The sequence below is a fragment of the Kitasatospora sp. NBC_01302 genome, assembly GCF_035976515.1.
Classification (GTDB): Bacteria; Actinomycetota; Actinomycetes; order Streptomycetales; family Streptomycetaceae; genus Kitasatospora.
This window is the reverse complement of record NZ_CP108404.1, coordinates 2,940,425-2,960,260: the sequence shown is the minus strand read 5'-3', so window position 1 is coordinate 2,960,260 and position 19,836 is coordinate 2,940,425. Positions and strand designations below refer to the sequence as shown.

The 19,836-nt window shown below is 73.5% G+C and carries 15 protein-coding genes; 11 read left to right on the top strand and 4 right to left on the bottom strand.

Going from position 1 to position 19,836, the window contains the following annotated elements; genetic code table 11:
• Positions 1-19 precede the first annotated feature (19 nt).
• The 5 genes from OG294_RS12260 to OG294_RS12240 all read left to right on the top strand — a co-directional run bounded on the left by OG294_RS12260 (position 20) and on the right by OG294_RS12240 (position 8,311).
• Entirely contained in the window at positions 20-499 is a 480-nt protein-coding gene (locus OG294_RS12260) for a hypothetical protein (protein ID WP_327066508.1), read from the top strand.
• Between the two features lie 157 nt (positions 500-656).
• Positions 657-2,234 (top strand): hypothetical protein, encoded by a 1,578-nt coding sequence (locus OG294_RS12255; RefSeq protein ID WP_327066507.1) that lies wholly within the window; start codon positions 657-659, stop codon positions 2,232-2,234.
• Positions 2,235-2,313: 79 nt separating this feature from the next.
• Entirely contained in the window at positions 2,314-5,682 is a 3,369-nt protein-coding gene (locus tag OG294_RS12250) for a right-handed parallel beta-helix repeat-containing protein (protein WP_327066506.1), read from the top strand.
• A 14-nt stretch (positions 5,683-5,696) separates the two neighbouring features.
• Entirely contained in the window at positions 5,697-7,016 is a 1,320-nt protein-coding gene (locus OG294_RS12245; RefSeq protein WP_327066505.1) for a S8 family serine peptidase, read from the top strand.
• 215 nt (positions 7,017-7,231) lie between these two features.
• Entirely contained in the window at positions 7,232-8,311 is a 1,080-nt protein-coding gene (locus OG294_RS12240) for an alpha/beta hydrolase (protein WP_327066504.1), read from the top strand.
• 73 nt (positions 8,312-8,384) lie between these two features.
• On the opposite strand, the gene OG294_RS12235 is transcribed toward OG294_RS12240, so the two are convergent.
• Both OG294_RS12235 and OG294_RS12230 read right to left on the bottom strand, forming a co-directional pair.
• On the bottom strand, positions 8,385-8,618 hold the full coding sequence (locus OG294_RS12235; protein ID WP_327066503.1) for a DUF397 domain-containing protein: 234 nt from the start codon (positions 8,616-8,618) through the stop codon (positions 8,385-8,387).
• On the bottom strand, positions 8,615-9,469 hold the full coding sequence (locus tag OG294_RS12230) for a DUF5753 domain-containing protein (RefSeq protein WP_327066502.1): 855 nt from the start codon (positions 9,467-9,469) through the stop codon (positions 8,615-8,617). The genes OG294_RS12235 and OG294_RS12230 overlap by 4 nt, the downstream gene beginning before the upstream one ends.
• A gap of 276 nt (positions 9,470-9,745) precedes the next feature.
• On the opposite strand from OG294_RS12230, the gene OG294_RS12225 reads away from it, so the two are divergent.
• The 4 genes from OG294_RS12225 to OG294_RS12210 all read left to right on the top strand — a co-directional run bounded on the left by OG294_RS12225 (position 9,746) and on the right by OG294_RS12210 (position 13,632).
• Positions 9,746-10,192 (top strand): ATP-binding protein, encoded by a 447-nt coding sequence (locus tag OG294_RS12225; RefSeq protein ID WP_327066501.1) that lies wholly within the window; start codon positions 9,746-9,748, stop codon positions 10,190-10,192.
• Positions 10,193-10,254: 62 nt separating this feature from the next.
• On the top strand, positions 10,255-11,175 hold the full coding sequence (locus tag OG294_RS12220; RefSeq protein WP_327066500.1) for a radical SAM/SPASM domain-containing protein: 921 nt from the start codon (positions 10,255-10,257) through the stop codon (positions 11,173-11,175).
• Complete coding sequence (locus OG294_RS12215; protein WP_327066499.1) at positions 11,172-12,200, top strand: mevalonate kinase family protein; 1,029 nt, start codon at positions 11,172-11,174, stop codon at positions 12,198-12,200. Before OG294_RS12220 ends, OG294_RS12215 begins: the two co-directional genes overlap by 4 nt.
• A gap of 82 nt (positions 12,201-12,282) precedes the next feature.
• Entirely contained in the window at positions 12,283-13,632 is a 1,350-nt protein-coding gene (locus OG294_RS12210; protein ID WP_327066498.1) for a phosphomannomutase/phosphoglucomutase, read from the top strand.
• Positions 13,633-13,649: 17 nt separating this feature from the next.
• Here the strand turns inward: OG294_RS12210 and OG294_RS12205 are convergent, their stop codons facing one another.
• Entirely contained in the window at positions 13,650-15,113 is a 1,464-nt protein-coding gene (locus tag OG294_RS12205) for a hypothetical protein (protein ID WP_327066497.1), read from the bottom strand.
• Positions 15,114-15,387: 274 nt separating this feature from the next.
• Here OG294_RS12205 and OG294_RS12200 point away from each other — a divergent pair, with 274 nt between their 5' ends.
• Complete coding sequence (locus OG294_RS12200) at positions 15,388-15,696, top strand: hypothetical protein (RefSeq protein ID WP_327066496.1); 309 nt, start codon at positions 15,388-15,390, stop codon at positions 15,694-15,696.
• A gap of 263 nt (positions 15,697-15,959) precedes the next feature.
• Positions 15,960-16,625 carry a sigma-70 family RNA polymerase sigma factor gene (locus OG294_RS12195; RefSeq protein WP_327066495.1) on the top strand — a complete coding sequence of 222 codons (666 nt, stop codon included), beginning with the start codon at positions 15,960-15,962 and terminating at the stop codon, positions 16,623-16,625.
• Between the two features lie 58 nt (positions 16,626-16,683).
• Here OG294_RS12195 and OG294_RS12190 read toward each other — a convergent pair whose 3' ends face one another.
• Positions 16,684-19,827, bottom strand: coding sequence for an AfsR/SARP family transcriptional regulator (locus tag OG294_RS12190; protein WP_327066494.1), 3,144 nt, complete (start codon positions 19,825-19,827; stop codon positions 16,684-16,686).
• Positions 19,828-19,836 lie beyond the last annotated feature (9 nt).

The following is a 19,836-nucleotide window of genomic DNA, read 5'->3' as shown; positions in this document are numbered from 1 at the left end:
ACAGAGACGTAGCAGCAGGATGATCCACAGGACGGAGCAGTACACGATGACGGAGCGGCCCGAGCACGCGACCTTGTCCACCCCGTTCCAGCTCGCGGCGGTGTTCGACAAGGTGGACCCGGTGACCGGGCCGGCCTTCGCCGAGGACCACCCGCGGCTCGCGGACGGGCCCGAGCGCGCGGTGGTCGCCGACTACCTGCGGTCGGGGCCGCACGTGCTGATGACCCCGATGCTGATGGACGACGTGCTGGACCCCGAGCGGCGCGGCGTGGTGCCGATGAGCTTCCGCACCGACGGCGAGTGGATCTGGACCGACACCATCGCCTACTACCTCGACGAGTACGGCCTGGCCCCCGAGCCCGGACTGCTCGCGCACATCCGGGCGCAGGCCGACGTGCAGCGTGCCGAGCCGGCGCCCGAGGTGCTGGAGCAGGCCGTCGCGTTCATCCTCACCCCGCCCGCCGAGGAGGACGAGCCGGTCTGGAACGTGGGGCAGTAGAGCGGGCCGGCGAACACCGGGCAGCAGCGGTGCTGAACCCTGCCCACCTCCCCGTCCGTCACACCGGCAGGAGTGTTGTCGAAGGCAGGGGACGACGGTGGGCGAGGAAAAGCGCGGCTCTGGGGAGCAGCCGGCGCGTGGGTACCAGCTTCCGGCGGTGAGCTGGGCATTCGAGGAGGAGGCCGAGCCGGCGCCTTCTCCTGCTGCTGCCCCGGTGCCGCAGGAGCAGAAGGCTCCGGCGGTGCCCGGCCAGGCCGCGAAGCCGCCTGCGGCCTCGGCTGTGATCGGCGCTGCGCCCGAGATCGCGGCCCCGGCCGCGCCGGGCGCCGATGCCAAGGCAGGCGCCGATACCAAGGCGGGCAGCGACGCCAAGGCGGACGCCGACCCGAAGAAGTCCCTGGGGACCGCCGCCCCGGCCGCTGCCGCCAGCACCTCTGCCGCCACCTCCGCCGCCGCTGCCAAGGCGGCCCCCGCCGCCGGTGCGGCCGGGACGGTCGCGGCCTCCGCCGCCGGCCGGGCGCTGCCCCAGGTCGAGGCCGCCGCCGACCTCGCCACGGGAGCCGAACCCGCCGATCCCGAGAACGGGCCCAAGCCGGGCCGGATCTCCAAGCCGATGATCGCCGCCGCCGTCGCGGTGGGCCTGGTGCTGGTCGGCGTGCCGCTGGGGCTCACCCAGCTCGGCGGCGACAAGCCGCCGCACGGGCCGAACCAGGGCAGTGCCCCGATGGGGTACAGCCAGCAGGGCGGCAACGGGGGCGGCAACGGCTTCGTCCCCGGCTTCGACTCGCACGGTGACACGGGCGGCGCCGCCGCGTCCGGCTCGTCCTCCCCCTCCCCGTCGGCATCCGCCGGCTCGCCCGCCGCCGGCGCCTCCGGCTCGCCCGCGCCGGGCCAGAGCAGCCCGAACGGCCAGAGCAGTCAGGGCAGTTCGAACAGTCCGACGGGCACGGCCAACCAGGCCAACCACCCCGCCGGCGGGGCGAGCTCCGGCGGTTCGACCTCCGGTGGCTCCAACTCCGGTGGTGGCTCGGGCGGTTCGGGCGGCTCCAGCGGCGGCGGTGCCGGTGGCTCCGGCGGCGGCAGCTCCAGCGGCGGCTCCGGCGGGACCAGCGGTGGCGGCGGTACCGGTGGCGGCAGCGGCAGCAGCAGCGCCCCCCAGCAGCCCGCCCCGCAGCAGCCCGCGCCCACCACCGCCGCCGCCCAGCAGCCCGCTCCGCCGGTCGCCCCGCCGCCGCCCGCCCCGGTGGTCGCCGTGGCCGCCCCGTTCTGCACCTCCGGCGGCGGCTCCATCACCTCGGCCGGCTCCGGCTCCGGCTCCGGCTGGGGCACCAACAGCGCCGGCGGGTTCACCGGCAGCGGCTGCAACGGCAAGTACTGGTCGGTGCCCATGTCGGGCGACGCCAACAAGGACGACGGCTCCAACTGGGTCCGCTGGACCTTCAACGTCAGCTCGGTCGGCAGCTGCGACATCGCCGTCTACGTCCCGGACAACGGCAACGTCCAGCAGGTCGGCGGCAACCCGACCTACTACACGGTCAACAACGGCAACGGCGGCATCGGCTCGTTCTCGATCAGCCAGGTCAACAGCACGGGCCAGTGGGTGGACGAGGGCAGGTTCCCCTACAGCGGCTCGCTCTCGGTGACCATGCACAGCCGGGGCCAGGACTGGAACAACAGCGGCAAGACCAACGCCCACCACGCCGCCGACGCGGTGCGGGCCACCTGCACGGCCTGACCCGCTCCGGCCCCAGCACGTCACGAGCGGCTGCCCGCCCCAGGGCAGCGCTCACCACCAACGAAGGGAACCCCTGGCAATGTCGCGCCCGGTGCTGACGGTCTGCGCGGAACAGCGGGAGTCCGGCTCCTACCGCACGATCGGTGAAGCCTTGCAGGCCGCCCGCAGCGGTGCGGTGATCTCGGTGCGTCCCGGCCGCTACGAGGAGAACCTGGTGATCACCAAGATGGTGACCATCACCGCCGAGGACGTGCGCGGCAGCGTGCGGATCAGCCCCAAGCGCGGCGCGGTGCTCCAGGTGGTCGCCGAGGCGGTGCAGCTGACCGGCCTGGTGCTGCACGGGCAGGACGACGACCTGCCCACCGTGGACGTGCCGCGCGGCCAGCTCGCACTGCAGGACTGCGAGGTGATCGGCAACTCGTGGACCGCGGTGCTCACCCGCCAGCAGGGCTCGCTGGCGATGCGCGGCTGCCGGGTGGTCAACTCGGCCGGCGCGGGCCTGGTGGAGACCTCCAGCGGCACCAGCGTGATCGAGGACAGCGTGATCGAGCACCTGGGCACCTCCGCCCTGGTGATCGGCGAGCGGGCCAACCCCACCGTGCGGCGCTGCGTGATGCGCGACGCGCGCGGCAACGGCATCTGCGCCAACGGCGAGTCCCGCGGGGTGATCGAGGACTGCGAGATCTCGGCCACCGACAAGCCGGCCGTCGCGCTGGAGGAGAACAGCACCACGCGCCTGCTGCGCACCGAGATCCGGGACAGCGCGCTGGGCGTCTACCTCAGCTCCACCGCCCAGGTGGTGCTGGAGGAGGTCACCGTCACCGGGGTGCGCGGCCACGGCATCGCCCTCGCCAACGGCACCGACCCGCTGCTGCGCCGCTGCCGCGCGGTGCGCACCCAGGGCCACGGCCTGCACATCGCCGGCCGCGCCCGGGGCACCTTCGAGGACTGCGAGGTGATCGGCGCCGCCCAGGTCGGCATCCACGTCGGGGAGTCGGCCGGCCCCTCGCTGGTGCGCGCGGTGGTGCGCGACAGCGGGTCCGACGGCGTCGAGCTGACCGGGGAGAGCAGCGCCGAGTTCGACCGCCTGGAGGTGTACGACGCCTCGGGCAACGGGGTCGTGGTGCGCGAGGGCGCCAACCCGCTGCTGCGCCGGATCACGGTGAACGGTGCGACCGGCCACGGCGTGGCCGTGCTGCGCGACGGGCGCGGCCGGCTGGAGGACGCCACCGTGGTCGACGCGGGCCAGGCGGGCGTGTGGATCGCCGAGGGCGGCAACAGCTACCTCGGCAGCTGCACCGTGCGCGGCAGCGGCGCCGGCGGGATCGTGATCGGCGACGACGGGATCGCCACCCTGCGCGACTGCGAGAGCGCCGACAACTCCTACGACGGCGTCAGCGTCGAGCGGGGCGGCGAGCTGACGGCGACCAGGTGCCGGCTGCGCGCCAACCGTCGGCACGGCCTGCACCTGCAGGCCGGCTCCCGGGCCACCCTGACGGACTGCCGGCTGACCGACAACACGGTGGACGGCGCCCGGGTGGAGACCACCGAGGCGGTCCGGCTCACCGACTGCCTGGTCGCCGAGAACCAGGGCGCCGGGCTGCGCCAGAGCGAGCCGAGCGACCGCCTCGCGGTGGAGAACCTGGACAGCCGCGACAACCGCTCGCCGGACGCGCACGGCACCGCCACCGCCGCCCCGACCGCCGGCGGCCCGGGCGGGAGCGACGACCCGTCCGGGGAGCAGCACCAGCAGGCCGCCGCCCCCGCCGAGGTACGCGGACCGCAGGCCGTGCTGCAGACCCTGGTCGGCCTGGAGGGCGTCAAGGAGCAGGTCGCGACCCTGGTCAACCTCAACAAGCTGGCCAAGCGCCGCGAGCAGGCCGGCATGCCGGCGCTGCCGATGAGCCGCCACCTGGTCTTCGCGGGCCCGCCCGGCACCGGCAAGACCACCGTGGCCCGCCTCTACGGCGCGATCCTGGCCGAGCTGGGCGTGCTGCGCAGCGGCCACCTGGTCGAGGTGGCCCGCGCCGACCTGGTCGCCTCGATCATCGGCGGCACCGCGCTGAAGACCACCGAGGTGGTCAAGGAGGCGTTCGGCGGGGTGCTCTTCATCGACGAGGCCTACACCCTGTCGGCCGGCTCCAACGGCGGCACCGGCCCCGACTTCGGCCGGGAGGCGATCGACACCCTGGTCAAGCTGATGGAGGACCACCGGGACGACCTGGTGGTGATCGTGGCCGGCTACCAGGAGGAGATCCAGGAGTTCCTGGCCTCCAACCCGGGCCTGGCCTCCCGGTTCAGCCGCACCATCGAGTTCGAGAACTACAGCGTCGAGGAGCTGGCCACCATCGTGGAGATGGCGGCCACCGGCCACGGCTACGAACTCGCCGAGGGCACCCGCGAAGCGCTCGTCCTGCACTTCGAGGCGGTGCCGCGCGGCGCCGACTTCGGCAACGGGCGCGCGGCCCGCAAGGTCTTCGAGGAGATGGTGGACCGCCAGGCCTCCCGGCTCGCCACGCTGGAGAGCTTCGACAACGCCGCCATGGCGCTGCTGCTCCCCGAGGACGTCGGCGAGCTGGCCGCCGCCGCACTGGCGAAGGCCAACGGCGCGGAGCAGGAGCCCGAAGGTCCGGGCCTGCTCGACCAGTTGCGCGACATGGTCGGGCTCAGCGAGGCCAAGGAGCAGGTCGAGGACCTGGTCAACCTCACCCAGCAGACCCGCCGCCGGGTGGAGGCCGGGCTGCCCGCCCCGCAGATCAGCCACCACGTGGTCTTCTCCGGCCCGCCCGGCACCGGCAAGACCACGGTGGCCCGCCTCTACGGCCAGCTGCTGGCCGAGCTGGGCGTGCTGCCGACCGGCCAGCTGATCGAGACGGCCCGCGCCGACCTGGTCGGCCGTTACATCGGCCACACCGCCCAGCTGACCAAGGAGGTCTTCGACAAGGCCCGCGGCGGCGTGCTCTTCATCGACGAGGCCTACACCCTGACCCCGCGCTCGGGCGGCGGCGGCGACTTCGGCCAGGAGGCCGTCGACACCCTGATGAAGCTGATGGAGGACCACCGCGACGAGGTGGTGGTGATCGTGGCCGGCTACCAGGAGGAGATGCAGGGCTTCCTGGCCTCCAACCCGGGCCTGGCCTCCCGGTTCTCCCGGGAGATCACCTTCGCGCACTACTCGGACGAGGAACTGGTCACCATCGTGCGCCTGCAGGCCGAGAAGGCCGGCTACCACTGCGCACCGGAGACCATCGCCGCGCTCCTCGCGATGTTCCAGTCCGTCGCGCGCGACCGCACCTTCGGCAACGGCCGGTTCGCCCGGCAGACCCTGGAGGCGATGATCACCCGCCAGGCCGGGCGCCTGGCCAAGCTGGACGTCTCGGACCTGGCCGAGCTGAGCCTGCTGCTGCCGCAGGACATCCCGGCCCAGCGGATCGGCAGCCTCGCGTGAGGCGGGGACGCCGGGTGGCGACCGTCGCCGTGCTGGCCGGCGCCCTGCTGCTGCCCACCGGCGCGGCGCTGGCCAGCGGACCGGGGGCCTCGCCCTCGCCGTCCGGTTCCGGCTCCTCCTCCGGCTCCGGCTCCGGTTCCGGCTCCTCCGCCTCCTCCTCGGACGACACCCTGCCCGGCGTCACCCAGCTGCTCACCTCCCAGAACGGACAGGCCCCCTCCTGCCTGACCCCGTCGACCAAGAACACCCAGGCCACGCCGTGGCCGCAGACCTTCCTGCGGCCCGACCAGGCCTGGCAGCTGAGCCAGGGCGCGGGCGTCACGGTCGCGGTGCTCGGCTCCGGGGTGAGCGACGGCGCCGGGCTGCTCTCCGGCCGGCTCGACGACGCCCCGAAGCTGCCCGGCGGCGGCGACCCGGCGCACGACTGCGTGGGCCACGGCAGCTTCCTGGCCGGCCTGATCGCCGCCGCTCCCCGCGGTGACACGGGCTTCGCGGGCCTGGCGCCCGGGGCCCGGATCCTCGCGGTCGGCGTCACCGACAACACCGGCGCCAGCAGCCCCGACCTGCTCGCCAAGGGCATCAGGGCCGCCAGCGACAAGGGCGCCCGGGTGATCGACGTGGGCGTCACCCTGCCGGGCGGCAGCGACGCGCTCGCGGCGGCCGTGCACGACGCGGTGGGCAAGGGCGCGCTGATCGTGGCCCCGGCGGCGGCCGACACGGTGCCCCAGACCCAGGACGGCTCCTCGCCGCCGCCCCCCGCGCCCGTCTACCCGGCCGCCTACCCGGAGGTCCTCGCCGTCCGCGACCTCGGCCCGGGAGGCACCCTCACCCAGGGCAGCACCCCGGTCGGCGGCCGGGTCGACCTCGCCGCCCCGGGCGACGCCGTGATGAGCGTCGGCCCGGCCGGCAGCGGCTACTACACGGGCGCGGGCGCCAGCTTCGCGACGGCCTTCGTGGCGGGCTCCGCCGCGCTGGCGCTCTCCTACCGGCCCGACCAGACCGAGGCCCAGCTCGCCCACCGCCTGGAGGCCACCGCCTACCGCCTGGGCGGCGCCTTGCCGGACCCGCAGTTCGGCTACGGCTCGGTGGACCCGGTGGCCGCCGTCACCACCGTCCTCCCCACCCCCTCCGGCGCCGCCCCGACCGTCCGGGCCGCCAAGCTCGCCATGCCCCCGGCCCGCCCGGCCTCCAGCGCCCCGAGCACCGCGGTCACCGTGGCCCTGGCCGCCCTCGCGGTGATCGCCCTGGCCGCCCTGGCCGCCGTCGTCGTCCCCCGGGGCCGCGCCCGCGGCTGGCAGCCGCCGCAGCGCGGGACGCAACGCGAGTTCGGTTAGTCATTCAGGAAACTGTCAGGGTTGATCCAGCGTCCTACCTCCAGGACGACGTCCCGCTCCAGCCGGAGCAGGTGCGCCGTCCCGAGGTCGGGAGGAGTGCAACCCGGCAGCCCGCCGCCGGTCCACCGGCTCACTGCTCGCGACCTCCCGCCCCACTCGGGGGCCACCGCCCGGATCCGTCCGGCCGGGCGTGCTATCGATCGGAGAGTTCCACCGTGCAGCCGCAGCAGTCGCAGCCGCAGTCGCAGCCCACCCGCACCCGCGCCGTCCTGGCCGGTATCACTGCGCTCGCACTGTCCGCCGCGCTGGCCGCCTGCAGCAGTGGCAGCAGCAAACCGGCCGCCGCGCCCAAGCCGGGCGGCAACGCGGCAGCGGTGGCCACCCCGCCCGCCGGCAGCCCGGCCGCCACCCCGGGCGCCCCGGCGAGCAGCGCGCCGCCGGCGGACGGCAAGGTCGTGATGCCGACCGGTCCGGCCGCCGACCTGAAGAAGGACCATGACACCAAGGCCGGCCCGATCATGGTGACCACCCTGGCGGGCCAGAAGTCCGGCGTCTCCGGCCGTGTCTGGGTCTGGCTGCCGCCGCAGTACAACGACCCGAAGTACGCCAAGTTCGGCTTCCCCGTGCTCACCCTCTTCGCGGGCGGTCAGAGCAACGGCTACAACACCTGGACGGACGAGAAGCAGCTGCCGATCGAGGACATCGACGCCCAGCTCTCCCAGCAGCAGCAGGCGCACCCCTTCATCATGATCATGCCGGTGCAGAACCTGACCAGCGACGAGCACAAGTCCTTCGACTGCTCGGACATCCCCGGCCAGCCCAAGATGGGCACCTGGCTGTCCCAGGACATCCCGGACTTCGTGCACGCCAACTTCCGCACCCTCAAGGGCCGCGACAGCTGGGGCCTGATGGGCGCCTCCAGCGGTGCCGACTGCAGCGCCAAGCTGGCCATGCAGCACCCCGACCTCTACAAGGCCGCCGTGCCGATCGACGGCGACTTCAAGGCGGACTCCACCCTCTGGAAGGGCCACGAGGCCGAGCAGGCCGCCAACAGCCCCGACAAGCTGATCTCCACCAGCAAGGCCGACGTCAAGATGCTCGCCACCGCCGGCGGCGGCAGCGCCTACGAGGTCGGCGTGGTCAAGAAGTGGGTCGCCAGCGCCGCCGCCCCGACCACCGTCGAGTACTACGAGGAGCCGGGTGGCAAGCACCTCACCACGGACTTCGAGAAGCTGATCCCGATGTCCCTCCAGTGGCTCACCAAGAACCTCACCGGCCCGCAGAGCGACAGCTGAGCGGCCGAGACAAGTGGGAAGGCCCCGGCCCCTGGGTTTTTTCCAGGGGGCCGGGGCCTTCGCACTCTGGTCGCTACGGTGTGAACCGCGGATCGCCGGCCTCGATGGCGGCCACCACGGCGGCCCACTCGTCACGGCGGAAGGCGAGGTGCGGCCTGGTCAGGTCCTTGTCGTCGCCGAGCCAGATGTCCCCGTTCGGAAACCGAGCACTGAGAACGCAGTTGCCGCTGCCGTCCCCGGAGAACCGGGACTTGCCCCAGTCGGCCTCGGAGGGGTCGTGGTCGTAGGGGTCGTGCTGCTCGCTCATGTGATCTCTTCCAACTTGCGCTCAAGAGCTGTGATGGTGTCCTCCGGCGACAACGCGTACCGCTTCACACGGTTGAAGGCCCGCTCGGCTCGCCGCACATCGCGTCCCGACCTACGCGGGAGCATACCGCCCACCGCCTCGATGAAGACGAACTCCGCATCTGCCCCTTGCGGGAACCGCAGCAGCGTGACGCCCGAGGCCAGGACCGCCGGCCGACCGGCACTCAACGGGATCATCCGCAGTGTCACGTTCGGGTACCGGGCCACCTTGATGGCGTGCCTGATCTGTTCGGCCAGGACCTCCTGGTCGCCTGCGATCAAGAGCGTGACTTCTCCGAAGTACGCCTCGACAGTGAGGATCGGTTCCTCGGTCAGCCTGCGTTGACGGAGCATTCGAACTTCGGTCGCAGCCTCGATCTGCTCCTCGCCCGGGCTGTCGAGCCCCGCCGCGATCATCTCGTTGGCGTAGCCCTCGGTCTGAACCATGCCGGGAAACCCGGTAGGGAAGTACTCCATCATGTGCGCCGCTTCGGCTTCGAGGCCGAGATACTCGGCGTACGCAGCGGTGATCGTGTCGTTGAAGTCGCGCCACCAGCGCCTGGACGGGCCGTCCTCCAGCAGGCCCTCCATCTCCTCGCGCTCCTGGCCCGTGATCCCGCAGTGGTCCAGGAGTTCGGCGAGGTCGGCTGCCGTGATCGGTAGTAGGGCGCGTTCGACCTTGCTGAGCCGGGCCGCATCCCAGCCCTTCAGGCCGGCTGTCGCCTCGGCGAGCGTCTTGCTGTTCTCCAGCCGCCAGCTGCGCAGGTCGTCCCCGAGACGGATCTTCTTGTAGGCGGACAGGTCTTTGCCCACTCAGCCCCTCCTTCCGATGCAGCTGCCAGTCTCTCCGGACGGCTGCGCCAGCTCAACCCTCAAACTTTTTCCAATTTGGTTCACCGTTTGAGTTGCAATTTTCTGTGCATGCCCGCCACACTCAACGTGACGACACAGAGCAGTCACTGACTAGCTGTCAGTGACATTGCCCGGTGCCCCGGCCGTGCTGTGCCCAAGTCGGCGACCGGGGATCTGGTTCACCACATGACCGCCGCGCCCGGGCTACGCCTTGGCCATCGGCGAAGGGACTGGACTGTGGACATCATCAGTAGAGCGGTGCTGCGGCGGTGGCAGCTGGAGCTGGCGGCAGATCCGCGTTCGGCCAGCCTGGCCCGCCGTCAGGTGCGGGAAGTCCTCGCGGAGTGGGGCTGGACCGGTGAGCGGGTGGACGACGTGCTGACGGTCTGTTCGGAGCTGGTGGCGAACGCGGTGGAACACGCGAGCCCGCCCGGCGCCGTGGTGGTGGTCCGGCTGCAGGAGATCCGTGGCGACTGCCGTCTCGAGGTGGTCGACGGGCGTGCCGATCTGTGGCCCAGGGAGCGTTCGGCGGCGCTGGGGGAGAGGGGTCGGGGCCTGCTGCTGGTGCGCTTGCTCTCGGAGGACTTCGGCGTGGTGCGGCAGCTGCGGCAGGGCCGGAAGACGGTGTGGTCCCGGATCCTGCTGAGCCGCCCGACAGATGGAGAGCCGGGGGTCGCGGCCTGAACCACCGGACCACACTGGGTCAACCGCCAACCACGTCAAGTGATTTCGACTGAGGATTCGCCATGGCTGAGCCGCTCTTCCTGGCCGGTGCCGTCATCCCGACGGCGCGACCGCACCTTCCGTTGGTCCCACCGCCGGACCGACCGCTGGCGGGTGTGCGGTATGCGGAGATCGAGACTTCGCGGCTGTGCAACCGCTCGTGCTCCTGGTGCCCGACGGGGCAGACCGTCTGGCGCAAGCACCAAGAGCTGATGGACTGGAGCCTGTTCGCGAAGGTCACCGCCGAACTCGGAGCCGTCGGCTTCGACGGATACTTCGCGTTCCACAACTACAACGAGCCTTTGGCCAATCCGAGGCTGCTGCGCGAAGTCGTCCGGGTCCGGACCGAGGTGCCCCGGGCGAAGCCTTCGGTCTACACGAACGGCGACCTGCTCAAGCGCGACCTGCTGATGCAACTGCGCGACGAGGGCGTGAAGTACATCAGAGTCACCCGCTACCCGCACCGTGCAACCACGGTCCCGACGTACGAGGCGCTGCGACGCTGGCTGAAGCTGGCCGGGCTCGACGGCCCGGAATTCGACTGGCGGTTCTCCGAGGTCCGGCAGGGGCTGGCCGCTACCTGGACGGACACGGTCACCGGGATCAGGACCGAGGTCATCCGGCCGGCGATCGACACCTACAACGACCGCGGCGGCACGGCGGTGGTGCCGAAGAGTGGTGAGCCCCGCAGGTTCCCGTGCCTGATGACGGCAACCTCGATCAGCGTCAACTACCTCGGTGACGTCAAGATGTGCTGCAATGTCGAGCCGCTTGAGGAGCAGCACCGGCAGTATGTCGTGGGCAATGTGCGCGACGCCAGCCTCGGCGAGTTGTTCGGCGGCCCTCTGATGGCTCTCTGGCGTGAGCGGCAGGCTCAGGCGGACTGGTCCGCTTCCGCCGCCTGCCGCACCTGTGTTCAGCCACTGCCGGACACCCGGCGATGACCGACGTGGAACTCCGGGTGGTGACGGCCTCCGCACCAGGGCGGCTCTGCCTCGCGGGGGAGTCGTTGGACTGGATGACGGGCGGCTCCTCGGTGGTCGCCGCGGTGCCGCTGCGAACCCGGGTGAGCGCCTGGCGAGCTCCAGGTGGCGACGCCTTGGCCCTCTCCTCGGGCGCACCGTTGCACCGTACTCGACTGCTGCCCGCCCAGCGCGCGGCCGAACGCCGTTACGACGGCGACGAGCTGGACCACCTCCAGGCAGCGGCTCGGGTCGCCCTGCGCGAAGTCGGCCGCATCGCCGGAACCGTCCTCACCGCGACCACCGACCTCCCCGTCTCCGCGGGGCTGTCCTCCAGCGCCGCTCTGACCCTCTCGGCGGTCGCCGCGCTGGCCGGCCTGAGCGGCGCCGCACTCGACGTGGACGCCGTCTGCTGCCTGGCTCGCCGGGCCGAGGCGGGCGAACTCGGTTCGGGGGCGGGCTGGATGGACTTCCTGGCCTGCGCGCATGGTGGCGTCAACCAGGTGGATGCCGGTGAAGTGCCAGGCGTCCGGCGCCTGGCGGCCACCCTCGGTGTCCCCGTGATCCTCATCGACACCCGGCAGCGCCGCGCCACCAGGACGGTCCTCGCCTCCAAGCGCGACCGATTCCAGGCGCGCGAGCCGGACATGATCGCGTACTCCCGGGAGGCTCCGCTTCTGGTCGACGTGCTGACCGGCGTGCTCACCGCCTCGGTGGTCGACTTCCGGGAGGCCGGGCGCCTCGTCAGCGCCTACCACGGCCTCCTGCGGGACAAGGTGCGTTGTTCCACCGGACTGATCGACACATGCGCTCGACTGGTTGTCGCGGCGGGCGCATTCGGCGCCAAACTCAGCGGATCCGGACATGGCGGCTGCCTGTTCGCCTTGGTCCCCGGCGACGCCGTGACGTCGGTCCTGCGGTCCCTGGCGGACCTGCCCGTCCACACCATCGTGCTGCCCGATGGCGAGCCTGACGGGCTGATCGTCAACGGGCGGTCGGCCGGGTAGACCCTCTTCCCTTCCGAACTGTGGCGATCCGGCCACGGTCGGTAATCTCCTCCCAAGGTCCAGCAACCCAGGAAGGCACCTCATGCCCGACTACTCCCGCCTCGTGAAGGCGTACGACATCCGTGGCCAGGTTCCCGAGCAGCTGAACACCGAGATCGCCACCAAGGTCGGTGCGTTGTTCGTCCGTCTCACCGGGGCGGACCGGATCGTGGTCGCCCAGGACATGCGCACCACCTCCCCGGCGCTGGCCGAGGCGTTCGCGGCCGGGGCCAACAGTGCGGGAGCCGACGTCATCGACGCCGGACTCGGTTCGACCGACTATCTGTACTACTGCTCCGGCAGTCTTGACCTCCCCGGTGTGATGATCACCGCGAGCCACAATCCGGCCCGCGACAACGGCATCAAGCTCTGCCGCAAGGGGGCCGCCCCGATCGGCGAGGACACCGGCCTGGCCCAGATCCGCACCTGGCTGGAGACCGACGACCTCCCCGCCCCTGCACCGACGCCCGGCACCACCACCCGGCGCGAGCTGCTCACCGAGTACGCGGCCCACCTGAACTCGCTGGTGGACCTGTCCGGCAGTCGCCGCCTGAAGGTCGTAGCCGACGCCGGGAACGGCATGGCCGGGCACACCGTCCCCGCGGTGTTCGCCGGCCTGCCGATCGACCTGGTGCCGCTCTACTTCGAACTCGACGGCAGCTTCCCCCACCACGAGGCCAATCCGCTGGAGCCGAAGAACCTCCTCGACCTCCAGGCCAAGGTCACGGAGGTCGGCGCGGACATCGGTCTGGCCTTCGACGGCGATGCCGACCGGTGCTTCTTCATCGACGAGAAGGGCGAAGCCGTCCCGCCCTCGGCGATCGTCGGCCTGGTCGCCGTCCGCGAGCTTGCCAAGGACCCCGGGTCGGCCATCATCCACAACGTCATCACCAGCGCCGCGGCCGTGGAGATCATCCGTGAGCACGGTGGCACCCCGGTCCGTTCCCGCGTCGGCCACTCCTTCATGAAGGCCCTGATGGCCGAGCACGACGCGGTCTTCGGCGGCGAGCACTCCGGGCACTACTACTTCCGCGACTTCTGGCGCGCCGACACCGGCATGCTCACCGCCCTGCACGTCCTGGCGGCGCTCGGCGAGCAGGGGCGACCCCTGTCGGAGCTGGTCGCGGACTACTCCCGCTACGTCGCCTCCGGGGAGATCAACTCCGAGGTCGCCGATGTGCCCGGGGCGCTCGACGAGGTCGAGGCCGCCTACCGGAAGGCCGACCAGGTCACGAGCGACCGCCTGGACGGCCTCACCGTCGACTTCGGCGACGGCCGGTGGTTCAACCTCCGCCCCTCCAACACCGAACCCCTGCTGCGGCTCAACGTCGAAGCGCCTGACGAGCGGTCCATGGCGGCCCTGCGGGACGAAGTTCTCGCCCTCATCCGCTGATCCGGCTTCTGGCCCTGCTACCAGGGCCCGGCGGCCGGCGGCTGCTGCCGGGCCATCGCCTTGCCCACCAGGGCGGCCAGCTCCAGGCAGGCCTGGCGGGTCCTGGGCTTGAGCCTGGCCGGGTCCACCTCGCCGCCCGCCGCGAGGTGGGCGTCCGCGGCGATCACCGCCACGCCGCCGCAGCGGGTGCGGAAGTGTGCGGCCAGCTCCTGGGCCGGCAGCGGTCGGCCCTGGCCGGCCTCGGTGGCCGGGACGGTGGAGATCACCGTGACGCTGGTGCGGACCAGCTCCCCGTGGCCCTGGGCGACCAGCTGGTCCAGGGTGGCGGTCGCGCCGTCGGCGCCCGCCACCGACGCGCTCGCGCAGATCACCAGCTGGTCGGCGAGTTCGACCGCGGCCCGCCGCACGCCCTCCGGCGCGGTGCCCGTGTCGCTGAGGATCACCGGGTACTGGCTGCTCAGCACCGACAGCACCTGCCGGTAGCCGTACTCGTCGAAGCCGGCCCCCGGTGCGCCCGGCAGTTCGGCCAGCACCTCCAGGCCGCTGGCCGCGCGCGAGGTGAAGGCGCGCAGCTGCTGGTAGCTGTTGAGCGAGGGGAGCACCGCGAGCAGGTCGCCCAGGCTCCGCGTGGTCTCCCGGCGCACCCGGGCGCCCAGGGTCTTCGCCGGCCCGCCCGGACCTGCTCCGGCGAGATCGAGGGCGATCACCCGGTCCGGGCGGTTGGCGGCCAGCAGCGTGCCGAGGGTCAGGGTGACGGCGGTCTGCCCGGTGCCGGCCGGGTGGCCGAGCACCGCGATCCGGTGGCAGCCGTGCAGCGGGGTGCGGATGCCCTCCAGCAGGCGCCGCTGCTCCTCCTGTCCGCCGCCCGCGAACGGCCGCCGCAGGGCGCGCGGGCCGCGGGCCGCCGCGCGCCGCAGCAGCCGCTCGGGGCTCAACTCGTGGGCGGCGGCGCGCCCGAGCGAGAGGTCCGGGCGCGGAATGAGCCGGTTCGGGGGCTCGGCAGGCCCGCCCACCGCGGGCACGGCCGCACCGAACGGCGGCGGCGCGGACGCCTGGACCGGTGGCGGCCCGACCACCGGCAGCGGACCAGCCACCGGCAGCTGCACCGGCACCGGCTGCACCGGCAGCTGCACCGGCGCAGGCATCGGCTGCACCGGCACCGGCTGCATCGCCATCGGCAGCGGAGAAGCCGCCGGCTCCGCCCCCGGCCCGCGGGTCAGCACCGCCCGGACGTTCGGCGGGATCAGCACCGTGCCGAGCGGGTCGAGCGGGGTCCGGGCGACCACCACCACGGCCTCGGGCCAGCGCGCCGGGGTGTAGTCGGGTGCGTCCGCCGCGCCGGCCTCCGGCCCCAGCCGCAGGATCGCCGCCACCGGGCCCGCTCCGGCCACCGTCCCGCCGCCCCCGACGGTCCCAGCAGCCCAGCCGGCCCAGCCCGACCCACCCGTCACACCCGGGGCACCGCCCGAAAGAACCGTCATGTGTCCTCCCGCTTTCCGGCTCGCCCCCATGACCCCCGTCCAGTCAGGGAGAACGGCTTTTCGGTCCGCCCCGGTTCATCCTGCCCGCCGATATACGCCTGCTGAACCGGGCTACCACCCGGTACCGTCCCTCTTGGATGGCACGCGAGCCCGGGTGCCATGACAGGTCGACAGGTCGGGCCCGGCAGCGGGCGGACGTCCCGCCGCGGGACAGGGGGAGGTGCTGATGTCCGGAGACGGGTCGTCATCGAGACCGCGTCAGCTCATCGCGTCCTTGGTCTCCCGGCCGCAGGAGAGCCTGCCGGGGCAGCCCGCGCTGCCGGTGCCCGAGGCCCCGGCGGCCGAGGTGATCGCCACCGCGCAGCGGATCACCCAGCTCGGCCGGCCCGGTGAGCGGGCCTGCCCGACCCCGCGGCCCGACCTGCTGCGCCTGGCGACGGTGCTGGTGGTGGACGAGCACCCGTCCGCGCCGGGCTGGTCGGCGGCGGACCGGGGCGCGCTGAGCCGCTGGGTCGCGGTACTGATCGAACGGCGCGGGGAGGACGGCGTGCAGCACCTGATCAGGGCGCTCAACCGGGCCTGAACCGTCGTCCACCTGCACGTACGCCCTGCCGGCGCCCCCGCAGACACCCCGCCGACGTGGCCGCCCAGGTGGCCGCCAAGGTGCGCCAATGTAACGGCCAAGGTCGCCGCGCCCCCGCATTGGCGCCGACGTTGGTGGCTCGTTGGTGCATCCTTGGCGCTCCCCGGCAACGTACTTCTGGCGAGGCCGGGGGACCCCCGCCCGGCCTCGCCCAGGCCCCGCCCGGCCTGCTTCGAGACCCCGCCGGACCCAAGAGGTAGTGCGTGTCCACTAAGCCCGTCGCCCCGCCCGTCGTGCCCGCCGCCCTGCCGCCCGCCGACTCGCCGGCCGCCCCGGCCGCCGTGCGCCCCACCCTCGACCAGGAGACGCTCGCCGAGCTGTACCGCCTGCACGGCGGTTACCTGCTGCGCGCCCTGCTGCGGGTGACCAACGGTGACCGCGGCAAGGCCGAGGACATCCTGCAGGAGACCCTGCTGCGTGCCTGGCAGCACCCGGAGGCGATCTCCCGCGGCCCCGAGCACAGCCGGCCCTGGCTGTTCACGGTGGCCCGCCGGATCGCCATCGACCACTTCCGGATGGCCGCCGCCCGCGCCCAGGAGGTGGCCGGCGAGATGCTGGAGGACCGGCCGCTCGCGGAGGACCCCTACGAACAGGTGCTCGCCTCCCGGGACATCGCGCAGGTGCTGGAGCGGCTGCAGCCGCACCACCGCGACGTGCTGGTCGAGCTGCACCTCAAGGACCGCTCGGTGCTGGAGGCGGCCGAACGGCTCGGCGTGCCGCCGGGCACGGTCAAGTCCCGCAACTTCTACGCGATCCGGGCGCTGCGCCCGGTGCTGGCGGCGCAGAGCGAGTACGCCCCGTCCGTGCTGCCGACCGGCCGGAGCAAGTCTGCCGCCAAGGCCACCGGCAAGGCGGGCGCCGCGGCCTGACGCGCCGGCGCCCGACCGGCTCGCTCAGCAGGGCTCCAGTCGCTGCCAGGCCCTGTCGTCAAACCCCCTTCTGTTCGGCGACAGGCCCTGGCTGGGGCAGCGACCGGCTGCCCGGCCGGCAGATCAGCGACTGCTCGACCACCGCGAGCAGGTCGGTGACGGCCCCCGCCAGATGGCCGTGCAGCCGGTAGAGCCGGACGGCCGCACGCAGGTGCTCGGCCGCCTCCCGCTCCCGGCCCAGGGCCAACAGGAAGGTGGCGTACGACTGTTCGGAGATGGCGTGCAGGTGCAGGAAGCCCGCCTCCTGGCAGGTGGTCAGCAGTCGCGACCAGACCCGCTCGGAATCCTCGGTGGCGCCCAGCGCCTGCAGTGCCTGTGCCTCGGTCAGCATCGCCCAGGCGTGGATGGTGGCGCCCGGGTGGCCGGCCAGCAGCCGCTGCGACTCGCGGGACTCGCGCAGCGCCGCCTCGGCCTCGCCGGTCATCAGGTTGATCGCGGCGGCGTAGCCCAGCACGAAGGAGAGCTGGGTGGGCGAGCAGCTCGCCTTGGTCAGCTCGACGGCCGCGGCCGACAGCCGCACGGCCTCGGCCGGGTCGCCGAGGGCCGCGCTGATCAGCGCCAGGGTGACCTGCGAGCGGGTGTGCGCGAAGCCGTCCGCCGGCGTCGTCCCGGCCACCGCCCGCTGCGCCAGCTCGAGGGCCTCCTGCGGACGTTCGACGCCGATCAGGGCGTTGGCCATGGTGCTGCAGAGCAGCGCGGCAGCCGCCGTGGAGCCGCACTGCTCGGCGGCCCGCTGCCCGGCGCGCAGGCAGCTCAGCCAGTCGGTCAGCCGGCTGGCGCCGTAGTACAGCGGGCTCGCCGCCAGGCTCAGCCGCCAGGCCCGCTCCGGGTCGCCCGCGACGCCCGCGGTGACCAGGGCGCGGATCGTCGGCTCCTCGGCCCGGAACCAGTCCAGCGCGGTGCGGGCGTCCGCCGGCCGCGGCAGCGCCGCGGGCGGGTGGGACCGCTCCCCGAAGGGGCCGAGGCTCGGCTCCAGGTGGTCGCCGCAGCGCAGGGACGCCGCCACGTAGTAGTCCAGCAGCCGCTCGGAGCTGAGCCGTCGCACCTCGGCGGGCTGCTCGGCGAACAGCTCCACGCCGAACAGCCGGATCAGGTCGTGCCGGCTGTAGCGGCCCGGGGTGCTCTCGGTGAGCAGGTGGTAGGCGGCCAGCTCGCCGAGCGCGCCGCGGGCGGTGGCCGGGTCGGTGCCGAGCAGCGCGGCCCCGGCGAAGGTGTCCACCTCGCAGCCCGGGTGCGCGGCCAGCACGGTGAGCAACCGGGCCGCCTCGGCGGAGAGGTGGCGGTAGGTCAACGTCAGGGCGGTGCGGATGCTCACCGCCCCCTGGGTGTCCAGGGTGAGCAACCGGGTGCGCTCGTCGGCCAGTTCGGCCACCAGGTCGGCAATCGTCCAGTCCGGCCGGGCGGCCAGCCGGGAGGCCGCGATCCGCAGCGCCAGCGGCAGGTGGTCGCAGAGCTCGATCAGCTGCTCGGCCGCGGCCACCTCGGTGTGCACCCGCCCGGGGGTCAGCCCGCGTTCGAGCAGCCGCAGCGCGTCGCCCCCGGGCAGCGCCTCCAGCCGCAGCAGCGCGGCGCCTTCGGTGACCACCAGGTCCTCCAGCGTGTTGCGGCTGGTGACCACGGCGGCGCAGTCGGGCCCGCTGGGCAGCAGGTCGGTGACGTGTTCGGCGCTGCGCGCGTTGTCCAGCACGACCAGCAGCGCGCGGGTGCCGGTGCGGGCGCGGTAGAGCGCGACGCGGCCGGGCAGGTCCTCGGGCACGGCGGACTCCGCGACGCCCAGGGCGAGCAGGAACCGGCCGAGCACCTCGGCCGGTTCCGCCGGTCCGGCCGGATCGAAGCCGCCCAGGTCGACGAAGAGCTGGCCGTCCGGGAAGCCCGCGGCGACCTGGTGCGCCCAACGGATCACGGTGGCGCTCTTGCCCGCCCCGGCGGGGCCGACCACCAGCGCCAGGCCGTCGCCGGTGCGCTCGGGCCCGCACTCCCGGTCCAGCCAGCGCGACTCCAGCGTGCGGCCGACGAAACCGGCCGGCTGGCGGGGGAGCTGGCGGGGCGCCGGCGGCTCGACGGAGTCGGGCTCCGGGTCGGCCTCCGCGGTGAGGGCCTCCACTGCCGGGAGCACCGGGGTCAGCGCGCTCCCCGGCAGCATCGGAACCAGCAGCCCGTGCTCGGCCGCGTCCCCCTCGCCGTCCCCGGCGTCCTCCGGTCTGCCGCCCGGGTACTCGCCGCCCGGGTGCTCGACGGCGCCGTACGCGACGCCCCCGTACCCGGCGCCCGGGTAGCGGACCTCCCCGAGCCCCGCGTTCTCCTCGGCGAGCACCTGCGCGAACGCCGCCTGCAGCTCCGCGCCCGGCAGCATGCCGAGCTCGCTGTCGAGCAGCTCGCGGGCGTGCTGGTAGGCCGTCAGCGCGTCGGAGGGTCGCCCGGCCTGGTGCAGGCAGCGGATCAGCAGGGCCACCACCGACTCCCGCAGCCCGTCGGCCCGCACGCTCTGCTCCAGGGCCGGCACCGCGGCCGCCCCGGTGCCCCGGCGCAGCCGCAGCTCGGCCCAGTTGATCAGCACCCTGGTCCGCGCCTCGTCCAGCTGTCCGACCATGGCCCGGCGCAGCTCGGTGTCGGGCAGGTCGGCCAGCGCGGCCCCGGTCCACAGGCCCAGCGCCTGTTCCAGCAGCCCGATCGCCTCGGCGTCCGCGGCCCGGCCGTCGTCTCCCGGCCGGTCCGCCGCCTGGCCGAGCCCTGACTGCCCGAGCCCTGCCTGCCCGAGCCCTGACCCTCCGGCCGCCACCGCCTGCCCACCGCCGCCCGCCGCGCGCTCCCGGGCCGCTGCCGCGAGCGCCTCGAAGCGCAGCACGTCCACCAGCTCGGCCGGCCCGATGAGCAGATAGCCCGGCGCCCGGGTGTGCAGCGTGAACGTGGTGTCGGCGAGCACCTTGCGCAGCGCGGCGATGTGCCCCTGCAGCGCGGCCCGGGCGCGGGCCGGCGGCTCCTCGCCCCAGAGCAGCTCGAAGAAGTGGTCCACCGCCACGACCCGCCCCAGGCGCAGCGCCAGCAGGGCGAGCACCGCGCGCCGCTGGGAGCCGGAGAGCGGTACGAGCACGCCGCCGCGGGTCTTCCGCAGCTCTACCGGACCGAGGAGCCGGATGCCCATGCGTCCCCC

Excerpts from the sequence above, each read along its gene's own strand:
- OG294_RS12260 (WP_327066508.1), top strand. The coding sequence starts at position 20 with ATGATCCACAGGACGGAGCAGTACACGATGACGGAGCGGCCCGAGCAC.
- OG294_RS12250 (WP_327066506.1), top strand. The coding sequence starts at position 2,314 with ATGTCGCGCCCGGTGCTGACGGTCTGCGCGGAACAGCGGGAGTCCGGC.
- OG294_RS12235 (WP_327066503.1), bottom strand. The coding sequence starts at position 8,618 with ATGAGCGAGCAGCACGACCCCTACGACCACGACCCCTCCGAGGCCGAC.
- OG294_RS12220 (WP_327066500.1), top strand. The coding sequence starts at position 10,255 with ATGGCTGAGCCGCTCTTCCTGGCCGGTGCCGTCATCCCGACGGCGCGA.
- OG294_RS12215 (WP_327066499.1), top strand. The coding sequence starts at position 11,172 with ATGACCGACGTGGAACTCCGGGTGGTGACGGCCTCCGCACCAGGGCGG.
- OG294_RS12210 (WP_327066498.1), top strand. The coding sequence starts at position 12,283 with ATGCCCGACTACTCCCGCCTCGTGAAGGCGTACGACATCCGTGGCCAG.
- OG294_RS12205 (WP_327066497.1), bottom strand. The coding sequence starts at position 15,113 with ATGACGGTTCTTTCGGGCGGTGCCCCGGGTGTGACGGGTGGGTCGGGC.
- OG294_RS12190 (WP_327066494.1), bottom strand. The coding sequence starts at position 19,827 with ATGGGCATCCGGCTCCTCGGTCCGGTAGAGCTGCGGAAGACCCGCGGC.